Genomic DNA, 15,963 nt, shown 5'->3' on the forward strand with positions numbered 1-15,963 from the left:
TCATGGTCTTCGACCTACTGACGATCTCCTAACGTCGATGTCAGCACCTACGGCTCGTGATATTGCCATTCCTACCGCGCCCTTCTAAGAAGTATTTTAATTGTATGTGGCTATTATTATCCTCCTTAATCTCGTGTTCCGAACGAATTGTGTCAGCATTTTCTTTGCGACCCTTGCTTCTCGGCAGTGTATTTATGATTTCTATTCGTCCATGGAACGGTTTCCTATCATCCTATTAATCCTAATAATCCTAGCTCAGACAATCTTCTTGTCCTTTTGTCTTGACACAAAAAGGACCAAAAAAGTCAAGACAAAATCAAACCCCCGAAAGCAGAGTGAGTGTGGGAGTGAGAGTGGAGAAATATTATTTTAAATTGGAACTTCTGAATTCAAATTATGCTCGTATTGTAAATAAATTGCGTCAGCAATTCTCTGTTTCCTCTGTGCTCCCATGACGACCTTCCTTTGTCGGTGTCAGGGTTTTCAACTCTGTGGTAAATAACATAAACAGCTTGCTGTTTTCCCCCTTGACGACTTACAGTGTCAGGGCTTTCAGCTTTGCGACCTTTGCGCCATTGGAGTTTATTTTCTTATTCGAGTCAAGAGCAATCCTGTTAATCTTTATAAATCCTCGTAAATCCTTACTGACGAGGCATAGCCTATCAGCATCCAAGAGGTTCTCCATTTCGAGTCAAGCATACCATTAACTATTAACCTAATCTCTAATAACTTTAATCATAATCGAGTCAAGCGTACTAATAACTTATAACTTTATAACTAATTTCTAACCCCAATAACCAATAACTCAATCTCCAATAACTTGCAAATAAAAAAACCGGGCTGCATTCAGCAACCCGGTTTCCTATGAAATATTTTATTTAGTTCAGTTTACTAGTCTATTCTCTCAATATTAGCACCTAGCGCGTTCAATCGCTTGTCGATATACTGATATCCTCGGTCAATCTGCTCTACATTATGAATAACACTTTCACCTTCAGCAGATAGTGCAGCAATCAATAGCGATACTCCCGCACGAATATCCGGGGAAGTCATCTGGATGCCTCGAAGATTCACCTTTCTGTCCAGTCCGATAACTGTTGCTCTGTGTGGGTCACAAAGAATGATCTGGGCACCCATATCAATAAGCTTATCCACAAAGAACAAGCGACTTTCAAACATCTTCTGGTGAACCAGCACTGTTCCCTGTGCCTGAGTAGCTGTAACCAGTACAATACTCAACAGGTCAGGAGTGAACCCCGGCCATACTGCATCAGCAACGGTTAAAATCGATCCATCAATGAATGTATCAATCGTATAAGATTCCTGGGCAGGGATATGTATATCATCTCCGCGGAATTCCATTTTTATACCCAGCTTCTGGAAAACCTCAGGGATTAATCCAAGCTGGTCTATTCGTGCATCTTTGATCGTTATTTCCGACTGAGTCATTGCAGCCAGTCCGATAAATGACCCGATCTCGATCATATCCGGAAGCATGGTATGGGTCGTTCCCGAAAGTCTTTCTACTCCTTCAATAGTAAGTAAGTTAGATCCGATGCCCTGGATATTTGCTCCCATGCGAACCATCATGCGGCATAATTGCTGAATATATGGTTCACAGGCTGCATTATATATTGTAGTTTTTCCCTTTGCCATTACCGCTGCCATAATAATATTGGCAGTACCGGTCACAGATGCCTCTTCAAGCAACATGTAGGTACCGGTAAGACCATTTTTGGCCTCAATACTGAAGTGGGAAGTTTTATTATCATATTTGAATTCAGCACCTAGCTTTTTAAAACCAAGGAAGTGAGTGTCCAGTCTTCTACGACCGATTTTATCTCCTCCCGGCTTTGGAATCGAAGCTTTACCAAATCTGGCCAATAACGGACCAAGCATCATTACTGATCCTCTTAATGAAGCCGCCTTCTTCTTGTACTCGTCTGAATCGAGGTATTTAAGATCAATGTTGTTAGCTGTAAACCTGTATGATTCATCATCCAGCTTTTCTACTTCCACCCCGATATCATCGAGGAGGTCAATAAGCTTCATTACATCCCTGATGTTCGGGATTTTATGAATAGTTACTGTTTCTTCAGTAAGTAAAACTGCACAAAGTATTTGTAATGCTTCGTTTTTCGCTCCCTGGGGAATGATCTCCCCCTTCAATTTTGCATTACCCTGAATTCGAAATGATCCCATTTAGTATTTTCTCTTTTTCTTTTTTCCGCCGCCTTTGCTGCCTTTGCTTGATGAAGGTCTGTTTTCTTTGTCTCGATATAACGGGCTGATCAGGTTTTTACCCAATATCGCATCCCTGTCAATATCCAGCTTTCCACCGGCTAATTTTTCAATTTGTTCAAGTAGAACGTTGTCTTCAATGTTATCCTTGTTCCAGGTCATGTAAAAAGTTTTCATCAACCTGGCAATATAGACCACTGCTTCTGTTTTTTGATTCGGGTCTTCCATATCAATTGCTTCTTGGATCAGCAACTCGATGTTGACACCATAATGGCGATATCGCATGTGGTTATGCTGGTTGTATTCAACCTTTCGAGGCTTTTTCTCCAGCGTATCAGGGCTCGGCTTAGGGAAAGGACTGTCTACATCCAATTCAAATTTTGAGATGATAAATAGATCATCCCATAATTTCTGGAGGTTCTCTTTTGTGTCTTTCAGATCAGGAATGATCTGTTTCATCATTTCTATCAGTGCTTTAGCATAACGGGTGCGCTGATCTTTATCATCGACTTCGTGGGTGATGTAGTCGACTAATTTCTGAACGTTTCTACCATATTCCCTGAGAATAAGGTGGTTTCTCTGTGTGTTATAATCCATTATAGGGTTGTTTTAACCGCTGAAATCTATTCAATTATCCTCAGCTTCGCAAAGCTAAGGAGTAATGTTTTTTCTCCAAAATGTTCAAACTTAACTTTTGCCTTCTTGCCAGGCCCTCTGTCATCGATCTCAAGTACCTCGCCAAAACCAAATTTCAGGTGCTCGACTTTATCTCCTGCTTTCAGGTTAGTAATGTCTGAAGCCTCAAATCCTGCACTTGGAGTATGTTCTTTGGAAGGCTGACGCTGCTGGCTTTTTGTGCGGTCCTTGTTGATACTTGACACAAGGTTTCTCGCGTATCCACCTGCATTTGATCCGCCCCCGGCAAAACTAGGCCTCTGACCCGGCATTGATTCAGGCTGACGACTGCCATACCGTGTACTCATTTTAATAAACTGAGGATCGAGTTCATCAATAAATCGACTTGCCTCACACATCTTCAGGTTTCCAAATCGATATCTCGATGTTGCAAAGCTAAGATACAACTTCTTTTCCGCACGTGTTATTGCTACGTAGAAAAGTCTTCTTTCTTCTTCCAGATCAGCACGGCTATTTAGCATCATTTGACTTGGGAAGAGGTCTTCTTCCATGCCGACAATATAGACATAAGGAAACTCCAGTCCTTTTGCTGAGTGAATAGTCATAAGCGTGACCTTATCTTTGTCTTCAGCTGAAGATTCATCAGCACTGGTCAGCAAGGCAACATCCTGAAGGAAAGCATCCATCGATCGGTCTTCCACATCTTCACTTTCTGCAAAATCTTTGATCGCATTCAGCAATTCCTGAACGTTTTCATAGCGGCTCAGGCCTTCAACTGTCTTGTCAGAATAAAGCTCTCGCAAAATTCCCGATCCTTTTGCAATCGCTGTTGCGGCATCAAAAGCATCTTTTTGCTCTACTTCCTTCTTAAAACTCTTGATCAGGGTAGTAAAACCATCAATTGCATTCGCAGCCCGTCCTGAAAAGAAACGATGAGGATTTTGTATTACCTCCCAAAGGGAAAGGTTGTTTTCATAAGCTGCAACGATGATCTTTTCAACAGTTGTATTACCGATACCACGTTTAGGGTAGTTGATAATACGACGTAGCGATTGTTCGTCATCGTGGTTGACTGTGTAACGCATGTAGGCGATCAGGTCCTTGATCTCCTTACGCTGATAGAATGAAAGACCACCAATGATCTTGTAGGGGATATTCATTTTTCTCAGCGCTTCCTCCATCGATCTCGATTGAGAGTTGGTTCGATAGAGAATGGCGAAATCACTATTTTCAAGCTGATTGTTCATCTTTTCTTCAAAGATGGATTGAGCGACCAGCCTTCCTTCTTCATTGTCGCTTTGAGCTTTGATGACCTCGATCTGATCACCTTCCTCGTTAGATGTCCAGACGCTTTTCTTTAGCTGAGCCTTATTCTTAGCGATGATCGCATTGGCAGACTGAACAATATTTTTTGTACTTCTGTAATTTTGCTCGAGCTTGATGATCTTGAGCTCCGGATAGTCTTTTTCGAAGTTCAGTATATTTCTAATGTCGGCACCCCGGAAAGCATAGATACTTTGTGCATCGTCACCTACCACACAAATGTTTTGGTGAACCGCTGCCAGTTTCTTTGTGATCAGGTACTGACTCAGGTTGGTATCCTGAAACTCATCGACCATGACATATCTGAATCGATGCTGATATTTTAACAGGGCATCCGGAAAGTTTTTGAAAAGTATATTGGTGTTGAATAACAAGTCGTCAAAATCCATAGCAGATGATTTGACACAACGCTTTACATATGCTTCGTAAAGTTGTGCCATCTTTGGTTTCATCGCTGCTTCATCTTCAGCTCTGATTGCCGCATCCTGCTGGTAGCGCTGCCAGGAGATCAACCGGTTTTTTGCTCCCGAGATCCTGCCCAATACGCTATTCACTTTATATGTTTTGTCATCAAGGTTAAATTGCTTTATCAACTGTCTGATTAGCTGTTTACTATCGTCAGTATCGTAAATAGTAAAGTTACTGGGATAACCAATATGATGAGCTTCTGATCGTAATATTCTCGCAAAAACCGAGTGAAAGGTACCCATCCAGAGGCTTCTGGCATCGGGTCCGACCACATTTTCGATACGCTCGCGCATTTCTCTGGCAGCCTTATTGGTAAAGGTCAGTGCCAGAATCGAAAAAGGATCAACATTCTTTTCCCTGATCAGATGAGCGATACGATAGGTTAATACTCTTGTTTTTCCTGAGCCCGCACCTGCGATGATCATGCTTGGGCCTTCCACGTTCAGGACACCTTCCCGCTGCGGAGGGTTCAGGTGGTCCAGATATTCCAAATTCTCTCTATTGTCCATATTCATCAGTCTACAAATTTAGAAAAAAAATAACGGAGAGAAAGTGAGGGAAAGCCTTATTGTCGCAGGATGTCAAAAAAATATTTACAGAAGCGTTAATCGACCTGAAATTTCACCTTTTACAAAAAAGACTTTTCTTACATGAGAATTTTTTATTTGGATAGGTATTTATTTCTCATGCTTAATTTTTACTTCGTTCATATGGTTTAATTTAGGTAGATTTGCAATTAAATTAATAGAGGAGATAAGAAATGTTAATCGTCAGAGATAAGTTAGTATCAGATGACATCAAGGAAAAGTTTTTTGTTTGCAACCTTGAAAAGTGCAAAGGAGCTTGTTGTGTGGAAGGTGATCTTGGTGCGCCATTGAACTTTGATGAGTTGGACACAATGGAGGAAATCCAGGAGCATGTCAAGCCATATCTGAGTGAAGAGGGTAGGGAAGAGATTGAGAAACAGGGTCCATATGTCGTTGATTTTGAAGGCGATTATTCTACTCCGACTATTGATGGTAAAGAATGTGCTTATGCATTTTACGACGAAAAGGGCATTCTAAAATGTGGGATTGAGCAAGCATACCTCGACGGTAAAATAGATTATAAAAAGCCAATCTCCTGCCACTTATATCCGATCAGGTTAAGCAAGTTTCAAAATCTTGAGGCCCTGAACTATGACCGATGGGATATTTGTTCGCCTGCTTGTTCTTTTGGCAAAGAACTTCATGTTCCGATCTACAAATTCTTAAAAGAGCCACTTATTCGTAAGTACGGAGAAGACTGGTATAAAGAATTGGTCCGATTGATCCAGCAGGAAGACGAATAATTATTTTTTTATTACTATTCCTGCTCTGAAAAAAAGAATGTTATCTGTCAGATTTTCAGTTCCTCTTTCGCTAATGTTATCCAGGTAATCTGTGGTAGGATTTAAAAAACCAGCCGCAGCAGTGATTCCCAGGTAATCGTATGGATAATATTGAATGGTAAAAGTCAGTGGGATCACAGCACTGATATTGCCATACGTTTCGTTTTGGTTTCTAGTCTGGGGAATATCAAGTAAGCGATTGCCATCTGCATCTTCCGGATCGAATCTGATTATACCGATTCCAGCTCCCAGTCCACCTTTCCACTGATCACGATCTATAAACCACCAGTTGATCTCAGGGTAAATACTAATAATTGATGATTTGAAATATGTATTCGTATCATCTATGGCTGCACTGGTGGAATAAGAACCTCCTGAGATGCTTCCTGCCATTATATTGAAGGCGAAGTGAAGAGTTTTATTATTTAGGGAATGATAAGCTGCAGAAAAATTAAATCTGAACTGATCGTATCCATTTCCAAGGTCACCACGATAAGCTATCGGGCCTCCGGTAATCATAAATAGTTTTTCCTTTTTCTCAACGCTTTTGGTATTTGTAGTATCCTGGGCACTGGTGGAAAAAGCAAAAAGTATAAAAACCGATATCAGACTTAAAAATTTAGACATAAAAAAACCCTGACGAGGTTAAACTGGTCAGGGTAATTTATATTAAAGATCAGATAAATCAAATGTATCCATGAATGCAGTGGTGAACTGACCTTTCTTAAAGTCAGGATCATCCATCAGCTTAATATGGAATGGAATTGTTGTTTTGATACCTTCAATTACAAACTCTTCAAGAGCACGCTTCATTCTCACAAGGCATTCTTCTCTTGTCTGAGCACTAACGATAAGCTTAGCGATCATCGAATCATAATTCGGCGGAATAGTATATCCGGCATACACGTGAGTATCTACACGAACTCCATGTCCTCCCGGAATATGAAGATTAGTGATCTTACCCGGAGAAGGTCTGAATTCTTTTGACGGATCTTCGGCATTGATACGGCACTCCATAGCGAACAGGTTAGGGTAGTAGTTTTTACCCGAAACTTTTTCGCCAACGGCCACTTTGATCTGTTCTTTGATCAGGTCAAAGTCAGTAACTTCTTCCGTTATCGGGTGTTCTACCTGGATACGAGTATTCATTTCCATGAAATAGAAGTCACCGTGTTTATCCACAAGGAACTCAACAGTACCAGCACCTTCGTAACGTATAGCCTCGGCAGCCTTAACAGCAGCTTTACCCATTTTGTCACGAAGCTTTTTGTCAAGGATCGGAGAAGGTGTTTCTTCCACAAGCTTCTGGTGACGACGCTGGATCGAGCAATCTCTTTCTGATAAGTGACATGCTTTACCGTATTGGTCACCCATTACCTGGATCTCCACGTGACGTGGTTCCTCGATAAACTTCTCAAGGTATATACCATTATTTCCAAATGCAGCTTCAGCTTCCTGTCTGGCACTAGCCCAGGCTTTGTCAAAGTCTGCTTCACTTTTAATGATTCGCATACCTTTACCACCACCACCGGCAGTAGCTTTGATGATCACCGGATACTTGATCTTTTTAGCAAGTTTTTTTCCTTGTTCAGCAGATTCTAACAATCCTTCAGAACCTGGAATCGTCGGAACTCCAGCTGCTATCATGGTTGCTTTGGCTGTAGCCTTATCACCCATCTTATCGATGTTTTCAGGTGATGCACCAATGAATTTAATATTGTAGTCCCTGCAAACCTGTGAAAACTCTGCATTTTCAGAGAGGAAACCATATCCCGGATGAATGGCATCGGCATTGGTGATCTCAGCTGCAGAGATGATTTTTTGAATGCTCAGGTATGACTCTTTACTAACCGCGGGGCCGATACAAACAGCCTCATCTGCAAATTTTACATGGAGACTTTCTTTATCGGCAGTACTGTAAACAGCTACCGTCTTGATCCCCATTTCTTTACAGGTTCGGATAATACGCAATGCGATCTCACCCCTGTTGGCAATTAATATTTTTTTAAACACAACGATTTTATTTAAATCAGACAATCAATTAAGATGGGTCAACCAAAAATAATGGCTGATCATATTCAACTGGAGATGCATCGTCAACTAAGATTTTAACGACCGTTCCTTTGATCTCTGATTCAATTTCATTGAATAACTTCATCGCTTCTACGATGCATACAGTCTGACCTGGTTTAACTTCATCGCCCACCTGGATGAATGGATCACTCTCAGGATTAGCAGAGCGGTAGAAAGTACCGATCATTGGAGATTTGATTGTTATATAGTTGCCCTCACCTCCTGATTCAGCAGTTGCTGCAGGTTGAGATGGTTGAGCAGAAGGTTGTGGAGTCTGAGCAGCAGGTGCTGGTGCAGGGGCCGGAGCCGGAGCAGCCGGAGCACTTGGTGCTGAAGACGGCATATTTTTCAGCATCTCAAGAACTTTTTCGTTCAAGGCAGCTGATCTTTTAATTTTAAGCTTAATCTGGTCAGTTTCGATATTAACTTCTTCCAGTCCGCTTTCTGAGATAAAATCGATTAAATCTTGGATTTCTTTTGCTTTCATGGTTGTTATTTTACGCGTTCAACATACGAACGAGTTCGGGTGTCTACTTTAATTTTTTCATCCTGGTTAATAAAAAGGGGAACCTGAATGGTTGCACCTGATTCTAGTTCAGCAGGCTTGGTGGCGTTGGTTGCTGTGTCACCTTTAAGGCCTGGTTCTGTATAAGTTACTGTAGCCTCAATAAATGGAGGCATTTCCATATTTAATGGTTTTTCAGTTTCTGCGTGGTAAATGATCTCTACCTCCTGACCCTCTTTCATCAGGTCGGCATTTTCAACAAGATCTGCCTGTAATTGTACCTGCTCAAATGTATTGGTATCCATAAAATGGTATCCCATATCATCCTGATAAAGAAACTGGTGAGGTCTTCGCTCGATACGAGCTGTAGTAACTTTAACTCCTGAGTTAAAGGTATTCTCAATCACCTTACCTGTTTCAATGTTTTTAAGCTTGGTTCTTACAAAGGCTGCGCCTTTACCGGGCTTTACATGCTGGAATTCTACAATAGTATAAAGACCATTATTATACTCTATGCACAATCCATTTCTAAAATCCGCAGTTGTTGCCATATCTTAAAGTCTAATTTACGAATTTAATCTTAAAAATAGTGATAGTTTATTTCGGATCGTAAGCCCATTTAATATAGACTGATCCCCATGTGAAACCACCGCCAAATGCAGCTAATATAATATTGTCACCTTTTTTTAGTTGGTTTTCATAATCCCAAAGACAAAGAGGGATTGTTCCGCTGGTGGTATTACCGTAACGCATGATGTTCAGCATTACTTTATCTTCGCCTACACCCATTCGGTTGGCTGTGGCATCGATGATCCTTTTATTCGCCTGGTGAGGCACCAGCCATCTTACGTCATCACTGGTAAGATCATTTTTTTCCATGATCTCTGCGGCTACATCAGCCATGTTGGTCACAGCAAATTTAAATACTGCCGAACCTTCCTGATAAACGTAGTGCTCACCAGCAGCCAGGGTTTCTGCAGATGCAGGCCTGCGGCTTCCGCCAGCTTTCATGTGCAGGTATTGTTCCCCTGAACCATCAACCTTCAGAATGCTGTCCTGTATTCCGAAACCTTCTTCATTTGGCTCCAATAATACAGCTCCACCACCATCTCCAAAGATAATGCAGGTTGTTCTGTCGCTATAATCAATGATCGAAGACATTTTATCTGCGCCTACGACGATCACTTTTTTTGCTTTGCCTGTTTCGATAAACTGGCTACCGGTAACTAAAGCATTCAAGAAGCCTGAACAGGCTGCCTGAACATCGTATCCGTATGCATTTTTAGCTCCAACACCATTAGCGATGATATTTGCTGTGGCAGGAAATAACATGTCTGGCGTGGTAGTTGCACACAAGATCATGTCGATTTCTTCCGGAGAAGTGCCTGTTTTTTCAAGAAGACCTTTTACGGCATTTATTCCAATAACAGATGTGCCCTGATCCTTTCCCTTCAAAATCCTTCTCTCATTGATACCTGTTCGGGTGGTGATCCACTCATCTGTCGTGTCCACCATTTTTTCAAGTTCCTTATTATCCAAGACATAGTCAGGAACCCAACCCTGTACACCTGTTATAGCTGCTTGTACTTTTGTCATTATAATATTTTGTTATAGCCGAAAAAGCGGCTGTCTTAAATTCGATTGCCTGCCGACAAATTTAAGACTGCATTTAATATAAAAAAACCTCACTTAAAATTAATTAAGCGAGGTTGCGCTTTTTTTATTAAAATATCTAAGCTAAAACTTCTTTTTCTAATACTACTTTACCCTTATAATACAATTTTCCCTCATGCCAGTAAGCTCTGTGAGGCATGTGATGTTCTCCTGTCACTTTACACTCTACTAACGTTTTAGGGGTAGATTTGTAATGTGTTCTTCTTTTGTCTCTTCTAGTCTTCGACGTTTTTCTCTTAGGATGCGCCATCTTCTTGTATATTATCTTTTAATTATAATCAGAAAAATTGATCACTTAATTGATCCTTTCCGATTTTGCGTTTGCAAACTAAATCAATTGAATCTTTATATTCAAGTGATGTTCAAATAATTGTCGTTAAAGTAAATGAATTAATTAGGTCAAGCTCCCAGTTTTTCTTCAGATATGGGGTGTGTCATGTATTCCGGAGTGTGATTTATATAAGGATTTTTTAAAATCACTAAATTCAGATCTTTTTTGTAGTGGCTTCATGAATATCAGATCTGAAAAAAGAATTATTCTGAGTAAGGATATAAAATAAAAAACCCCGTCTGATATTTTCAGACGAGGTTTAATCTTTTCATCAGAGAAGATTATGCTAATACTTCTTTCTCTAAAACTACTTTACCTTTATAATAAAGTTTGCCTTCGTGCCAGTAAGCTCTGTGAGGCATGTGATGCTCGCCAGTTACTTTGCACTCAACAAGAGTTTTTGGAGTAGATTTATAATGAGTTCTTCTCTTATCTCTTCTCGTTTTCGACGTTTTTCTCTTAGGATGTGCCATTTTAATCTATTTTTAAAGCCTTATTTCTAATCTATTTATTTTTTAATCCTTTTAATTTTTCCCATCTCGGATCGATATCCTGATTATCATCGGGAGAATCATCTCCGTCATCATCATCACCGAAGGTATACCAGTTCTCCTCATCGTCATCCTCATCCTTATATCGGGGATGAAGCTTTTTCATCGGAATCGATACCCTTATCAATTCGAACATTAAAGGTCCGAAATCAATCTCATCTGTGTCGCGCTCAATAAGAAATAAGTTGTTGTCCAATTCTTCATTGTGATCTCCAAACTTAAATATTATGCGCTCTTTCAGATCGATCGGATAATCAAACTCGTCCAGAGAACGGTCGCAAACTAAACCAATAGTACCATCAAATTCAAATGTTGCGTTTAACATCGTTTCTGATTTATCGAGAATCAGTTTTGTTTTGATGTCTGCATCAGTCGCTTCATCATACTCATGTTCTTCCAGAAACTCGTTGTTCAGGTGATAGTCAAACTCGTGCTCACCTGCCTTAAGTCGTTGAATATTAACGATATGTTCAGCTTTCTTAGACACTACCGGTTTAATTAAGGTCGCAAATTTAGCAATAATTATTTATTTGACGAATTTTTTTGGCAAAAGACTCTAACCTTTTGATGGATTTTCCTCATTAAGGGGAGCTGATTCAAAGGTAGAATACTCTTTTCTATTCTTAACGATGTCAATAGCAGTAAAGATAGCCTGCATCATTGAGGTTGGGTCCGCCTGGTTTTTCCCAACAATATCATAGGCTGTTCCATGATCCGGGGATGTCCGGATGATCGGCAATCCTGCTGTAAAATTTACTCCTGTTTCAAACGCCAGTGTTTTAAAAGGTATCAGTCCCTGGTCGTGGTACATAGCAAGGATAGCATCATACTTTTTGAAGCTGGCAGTACCAAAGAAACCATCAGCAGGATATGGGCCAAAAACAAGGTTGCCTTTATTTTTTAGTTCGATAATAGCAGGAGAAATAATATTTTCTTCCTCATCTCCCAAAAGTCCCATTTCACCAGCGTGTGGGTTCAGTCCCATTACAGCTATTCTGGGTTTTTTAATCCCAAAATCATGTTTCAGGCTACTGATCATCACTTCGAGCTTGTCAATGATCTTTTCCTTACTAAGCTTCCCTGCCACATCTTTAAGTGGGATGTGCCCGGTCATTACTGCCACTCTCAGTTCATCGCTTACCAGAAACATCAACTCATTTTTGACGTCACAACGATTTGCAAGGTATTCAGTGTGTCCCGGAAAATCGAAGTCGTCTTGTTGAATGTTATGTTTATTGATCGGTGCCGTGACTAGCGCATCAATATGCCCTTCTTTAGCGTCATTTACAGCTTTTTCCAGGGCTTTAAACGCATATTCACCACCTTCGGAAGTCGATTTACCCATGTTTATCTCTACAGGGTGGTCCCACACATTTACCACATTGATCTTTTTAGGAATAAAATCATTGTCATTCTTTACGTGAGTGTAGTTGAAATTATCGACATTCATCGCTTTGCGGTAAAATGAAAGTGTTTTAGTCGATCCATAGATCACAGGAGTGAATTGCTTAGTCATTCTGTTGTCAATGAGTGACTTAATGATCACCTCAGTCCCGATACCGTTAAGGTCACCGATGGTAATTCCAATTTTTGGCAGATCATCTTTACTTCCATTTTCCATTGTAAATGCGAGTTTTTCTTTGAAATTGTGGTAAATCGAATGCTAATTTAAGGGAAATCTATTATATAGATAAATATAATTCAAATTAACATCTGATATCTTGCAAAAAGTCAAACCTAAAAAGCACCTGGGTCAACATTTTTTAAAAGACCTCAATATTGCCAGAAAGATAGCTGATTCGCTTCAAAGCGGGGATAGATACGATAAACTTTTGGAAATCGGACCTGGCACTGGGGTGCTTACCCAATTTCTTTTTGAAAAGGATGAGTTTGATGTTTGGTGTTTTGATGTCGATAAGGAATCTGTAGATTACCTTCATGAGAAGTATCCTGAAAAAAAAGATCAGGTTTTACTCGCTGATTTTCTCAAAAAAGATCTTTCATTTTTTGAAGAACCTTTCGGAGTAATTGGTAATTTTCCTTATAATATATCGTCGCAAATTTTCTTCAGGGTGCTCGATTTCAGAGATAAAATTCCTGAAGTAGTGGGAATGATTCAAAAGGAGGTAGCCGATCGGTTGGTGTCTCCTCCAGGTAATAAACAATATGGCATCTTAAGTGTTTTACTTCAGGCTTTCTATGATCTGGAATACTTATTTACAGTAGAACCGGGGGTCTTTGTACCACCACCAAAAGTGAGGTCAGCGGTAATCAGACTGACCAGAAATGAAAGACAAAGCCTTGAGTGTGATGAGAAACTTTTTTTTAAATTAGTTAAGCAGGGTTTTCAAAACCGTAGAAAAACATTGAGGAACGCACTTAAACCTTTAAATTTACCTCCTTCCATGAAGGAACATGAGTTTTTAAGTAAGAGGGCAGAGCAGCTTTCGGTCGATGACTTTTTAAAACTAACTAGAGATCTTGAACAGCACAGAAGAGAAAATACCGTTTGAATTAAGTAACGAACTGCTTCAGCAACTTCAGGAAGCAGTTGAGGAACGCAATGGGCCCCGGGTCATCGATCTGCTGGAGGGAGCCAGTTATGTGGATATTGCCGATATTCTTTATGAGTTCAATACGGATGATTCTAAATATATTCTCGAACTCCTTGATGATGAAACTGCAGCAGATATTATCAATGAGCTTGAGGAAAGTACCAGAGGCAAATTTCTAAGGATTTTTACTGCTGAAGAAATTGCTGAATATCTTCATCACCTCGATTCGGATGATGCAGTGGATATCATTAACGAGCTGCCAAACAAAGAAAAGGATGAGGTGATCGTTCGGCTTCCGGACGAAGAAATGAGGGGATATGTTCTCGATCTGATGCGGTATGATGAAGATTGTGCCGGTGGTCTGATGGCTAAAGAGTTGATTAAATGTAATGTCAACTGGACTGTCAATCAATGTATCGATGAGATTAGAAGACAGGCGGAAAATGTAGAGCGTATCTACAGTTTATATGTTGTAGATAATGATGAGAAATTTCTCGGCAGGGTATCACTTAAAAGAATTATCCTTTCAAAAGACAATACTCTGATCGCGGATATATATGAACCGGAGGCTATTTCAGTAGAAACCTCGATGGATGAGGAGGAAGTAGCCGATCTGATGCGGAAGTACGACCTTGATTCTGTACCCGTAATTAACGTATTGGGCAAACTGGTCGGAAGAATTACTATTGATGATATCGTAGATGTGATTACCGAACAGGCTGAAGAAGAAAGGCAGATCATGGCCGGTATCTCGGAGGATGTAGAGGAAGACGATGGTGTCTGGATGTTATCTCGTGCACGTTTGCCATGGTTGTTAATTGGATTACTGGGAGGTATGATCGGTGCCAGAGTGATCAGTTATTTTGATGAACAAGTTCAGGCTGTAACTGCACTGGCATTTTTTATTCCACTCATCACTGCGACGGGTGGAAATGTGGGTATTCAGTCATCTTCGCTGGTCGTTCAGTCACTAGCGACAAGGTCTGCATTTGAAAAGGGAATGTTCAGCAGGTTGATAAAAGTATTATCAGTAGCTCTTCTCAATGGATTAGTGCTTTCCGCGATTGTTTTTGGAGCCTCAGTAGTACTTAGTATGCCATACGATCTTGCTTTTGTGATTTCAATAGCATTGTTTAACGTGGTTATTCTGGCATCCCTGATGGGTACTTTAACTCCTTTAATCTTAGAGAAATTTGGTGTTAACCCGGCTTTGGCTTCCGGGCCATTTATTACTACCGCTAATGATATTCTCGGTCTGACTGTTTATTTTACCATTGCCCATATTCTGTTATAGAAATGAAAAAATGTCTGATCATAGATAAAATGCACGAAAGTATCATTACTGGACTGCAAAAATTAAAAATTGCTGTTGAATATAAACCAGACCTGACTCCGGATGATTTACCGGATCAGCTCGAAGGTATTAATATATTGGTAGTTAGATCTAAAGTCAGGATCGATCAGTCACTGTTGATGAATGCCAGTGACCTTGAGATTGTTTGTCGGGCAGGTGCAGGTATCGATAATCTGGATACTGATCTGCTGGAAGAGAAAGGAATAGAGATAATTAATGCCCCGGAAGGAAACAGGGATGCGGTGGCTGAACATACGCTAGCGTTGATGCTTTCACTCCTTAATTATATACCAAAATCTGATGTTGAAGTTAGAAAGTCGATATGGGATCGAGAAGGAAACAGGGGGTATGAACTGAAAAATCGAACAATTGGACTCATAGGATATGGTTATATGGGGCGTGCAGTAGCTCGGAAATTACAACCTTTTAAGCCCGAAATTATAGCTTATGATAAGTATTTACCTAAAATAGATGATGATTTTGCCAAAAAGGTTTCTTTAGAGGAGTTACAGGAAAAAGCAGATGTTGTCAGCTTACACATACCTCTTACAGATGAGACCAGAAATATGGCAGATGATGATTTTTTTAATAAATTCAGAAATAAAATACTGTTTATTAATACAGCAAGAGGGGAGATAACGAATTTTAAATCCCTGGTAAATGCATTTGAAAATAATAAGGTCTGGGGGATGGGGTTAGATGTGCTTCCGGTTGAAAAACTTGATAAACTAACCAGTGAAGAGGAAGATCTTTTTAATAAATTGACTAAAATGCCAAACACTCTTTTTACTCCCCATGTAGCGGGCTGGACATTTGAAAGTTATAAAAAGATCAGCGAGGTTATCGTGGAAAAGATAGCCCTGGTGCTTAATAAGAATTGACT

16 protein-coding genes are annotated in these 15,963 nt (G+C 40.2%); 4 read left to right on the top strand and 12 right to left on the bottom strand.

Annotation, left to right across the window (positions count from 1 at the left end; genetic code table 11):
* Nucleotides 1-891: 891 nt before the first annotated feature.
* From murA to OO013_RS07370, 3 genes are read right to left on the bottom strand one after another with little or no spacing between them, the layout of a single operon-like run.
* Entirely contained in the window at nt 892-2,202 is a 1,311-nt protein-coding gene (gene murA, locus OO013_RS07360; protein ID WP_266056078.1) for a UDP-N-acetylglucosamine 1-carboxyvinyltransferase, read from the bottom strand.
* Nucleotides 2,203-2,838, bottom strand: coding sequence for a DUF4290 domain-containing protein (locus OO013_RS07365; protein ID WP_266056079.1), 636 nt, complete (start codon nt 2,836-2,838; stop codon nt 2,203-2,205).
* A 26-nt stretch (nt 2,839-2,864) separates the two neighbouring features.
* Nucleotides 2,865-5,159, bottom strand: a complete 2,295-nt coding sequence (locus tag OO013_RS07370) for an ATP-dependent helicase (protein WP_266056216.1) — start codon at nt 5,157-5,159, stop codon at nt 2,865-2,867.
* Between the two features lie 269 nt (nt 5,160-5,428).
* On the opposite strand from OO013_RS07370, the gene OO013_RS07375 reads away from it, so the two are divergent.
* The gene (locus tag OO013_RS07375) at nt 5,429-5,998 is read left to right on the top strand and encodes a DUF3109 family protein (RefSeq protein ID WP_266056080.1); all 570 of its coding nucleotides are present in this window, start codon (nt 5,429-5,431) and stop codon (nt 5,996-5,998) included.
* Here OO013_RS07375 and OO013_RS07380 read toward each other — a convergent pair whose 3' ends face one another.
* The 9 genes from OO013_RS07380 to pdxA all read right to left on the bottom strand — a co-directional run bounded on the left by OO013_RS07380 (nt 5,999) and on the right by pdxA (nt 12,792).
* Nucleotides 5,999-6,664 carry a hypothetical protein gene (locus tag OO013_RS07380; protein WP_266056081.1) on the bottom strand — a complete coding sequence of 222 codons (666 nt, stop codon included), beginning with the start codon at nt 6,662-6,664 and terminating at the stop codon, nt 5,999-6,001.
* Nucleotides 6,665-6,706: 42 nt separating this feature from the next.
* Nucleotides 6,707-8,050: an acetyl-CoA carboxylase biotin carboxylase subunit gene (gene accC, locus OO013_RS07385; RefSeq protein ID WP_266056082.1), complete on the bottom strand. Its 1,344-nt coding sequence runs from the start codon at nt 8,048-8,050 to the stop codon at nt 6,707-6,709.
* 28 nt (nt 8,051-8,078) lie between these two features.
* A complete protein-coding gene (gene accB / locus OO013_RS07390; protein WP_266056083.1) occupies nt 8,079-8,597 on the bottom strand; it encodes an acetyl-CoA carboxylase biotin carboxyl carrier protein in 519 nt (172 codons plus the stop codon).
* Nucleotides 8,598-8,602: 5 nt separating this feature from the next.
* Nucleotides 8,603-9,166 (bottom strand): elongation factor P, encoded by a 564-nt coding sequence (efp, locus tag OO013_RS07395; protein ID WP_266056084.1) that lies wholly within the window; start codon nt 9,164-9,166, stop codon nt 8,603-8,605.
* 46 nt (nt 9,167-9,212) lie between these two features.
* Entirely contained in the window at nt 9,213-10,211 is a 999-nt protein-coding gene (locus OO013_RS07400) for a beta-ketoacyl-ACP synthase III (RefSeq protein WP_266056085.1), read from the bottom strand.
* 136 nt (nt 10,212-10,347) lie between these two features.
* Nucleotides 10,348-10,539 carry a 50S ribosomal protein L32 gene (rpmF, locus tag OO013_RS07405; protein WP_137091810.1) on the bottom strand — a complete coding sequence of 64 codons (192 nt, stop codon included), beginning with the start codon at nt 10,537-10,539 and terminating at the stop codon, nt 10,348-10,350.
* Nucleotides 10,540-10,901: 362 nt separating this feature from the next.
* Nucleotides 10,902-11,093 carry a 50S ribosomal protein L32 gene (rpmF, locus tag OO013_RS07410; RefSeq protein ID WP_137091810.1) on the bottom strand — a complete coding sequence of 64 codons (192 nt, stop codon included), beginning with the start codon at nt 11,091-11,093 and terminating at the stop codon, nt 10,902-10,904.
* Nucleotides 11,094-11,124: 31 nt separating this feature from the next.
* Nucleotides 11,125-11,658 carry a YceD family protein gene (locus OO013_RS07415; RefSeq protein WP_266056086.1) on the bottom strand — a complete coding sequence of 178 codons (534 nt, stop codon included), beginning with the start codon at nt 11,656-11,658 and terminating at the stop codon, nt 11,125-11,127.
* Nucleotides 11,659-11,727: 69 nt separating this feature from the next.
* Nucleotides 11,728-12,792 carry a 4-hydroxythreonine-4-phosphate dehydrogenase PdxA gene (pdxA, locus tag OO013_RS07420; RefSeq protein ID WP_266056087.1) on the bottom strand — a complete coding sequence of 355 codons (1,065 nt, stop codon included), beginning with the start codon at nt 12,790-12,792 and terminating at the stop codon, nt 11,728-11,730.
* Between the two features lie 100 nt (nt 12,793-12,892).
* Between pdxA and rsmA the strand changes: the two genes are divergently transcribed.
* Genes rsmA through OO013_RS07435 form a run of 3 tightly spaced genes read left to right on the top strand, consistent with a single transcriptional unit; the run spans nt 12,893 to nt 15,961 of the window.
* A complete protein-coding gene (gene rsmA, locus OO013_RS07425) occupies nt 12,893-13,684 on the top strand; it encodes a 16S rRNA (adenine(1518)-N(6)/adenine(1519)-N(6))-dimethyltransferase RsmA (RefSeq protein ID WP_266056088.1) in 792 nt (263 codons plus the stop codon).
* The gene (mgtE, locus tag OO013_RS07430) at nt 13,653-15,020 is read left to right on the top strand and encodes a magnesium transporter (RefSeq protein ID WP_266056089.1); all 1,368 of its coding nucleotides are present in this window, start codon (nt 13,653-13,655) and stop codon (nt 15,018-15,020) included. Before rsmA ends, mgtE begins: the two co-directional genes overlap by 32 nt.
* A 2-nt stretch (nt 15,021-15,022) precedes the next feature.
* Nucleotides 15,023-15,961: an NAD(P)-dependent oxidoreductase gene (locus tag OO013_RS07435; protein ID WP_266056090.1), complete on the top strand. Its 939-nt coding sequence runs from the start codon at nt 15,023-15,025 to the stop codon at nt 15,959-15,961.
* The last annotated feature ends 2 nt before the right edge of the window (nt 15,962-15,963 follow it).

Source organism: Mangrovivirga halotolerans (genome assembly GCF_026241165.1).
GTDB lineage: Bacteria > Bacteroidota > Bacteroidia > Cytophagales > Cyclobacteriaceae > Mangrovivirga > Mangrovivirga halotolerans.

Excerpts from the sequence above, each read along its gene's own strand:
- efp (WP_266056084.1), bottom strand. The coding sequence starts at position 9,166 with ATGGCAACAACTGCGGATTTTAGAAATGGATTGTGCATAGAGTATAAT.
- murA (WP_266056078.1), bottom strand. The coding sequence starts at position 2,202 with ATGGGATCATTTCGAATTCAGGGTAATGCAAAATTGAAGGGGGAGATC.
- pdxA (WP_266056087.1), bottom strand. The coding sequence starts at position 12,792 with ATGGAAAATGGAAGTAAAGATGATCTGCCAAAAATTGGAATTACCATC.
- OO013_RS07435 (WP_266056090.1), top strand. The coding sequence starts at position 15,023 with ATGAAAAAATGTCTGATCATAGATAAAATGCACGAAAGTATCATTACT.
- OO013_RS07380 (WP_266056081.1), bottom strand. The coding sequence starts at position 6,664 with ATGTCTAAATTTTTAAGTCTGATATCGGTTTTTATACTTTTTGCTTTT.
- accB (WP_266056083.1), bottom strand. The coding sequence starts at position 8,597 with ATGAAAGCAAAAGAAATCCAAGATTTAATCGATTTTATCTCAGAAAGC.
- OO013_RS07365 (WP_266056079.1), bottom strand. The coding sequence starts at position 2,838 with ATGGATTATAACACACAGAGAAACCACCTTATTCTCAGGGAATATGGT.
- OO013_RS07400 (WP_266056085.1), bottom strand. The coding sequence starts at position 10,211 with ATGACAAAAGTACAAGCAGCTATAACAGGTGTACAGGGTTGGGTTCCT.
- rpmF (WP_137091810.1), bottom strand. The coding sequence starts at position 11,093 with ATGGCACATCCTAAGAGAAAAACGTCGAAAACGAGAAGAGATAAGAGA.
- rpmF (WP_137091810.1), bottom strand. The coding sequence starts at position 10,539 with ATGGCGCATCCTAAGAGAAAAACGTCGAAGACTAGAAGAGACAAAAGA.
- OO013_RS07375 (WP_266056080.1), top strand. The coding sequence starts at position 5,429 with ATGTTAATCGTCAGAGATAAGTTAGTATCAGATGACATCAAGGAAAAG.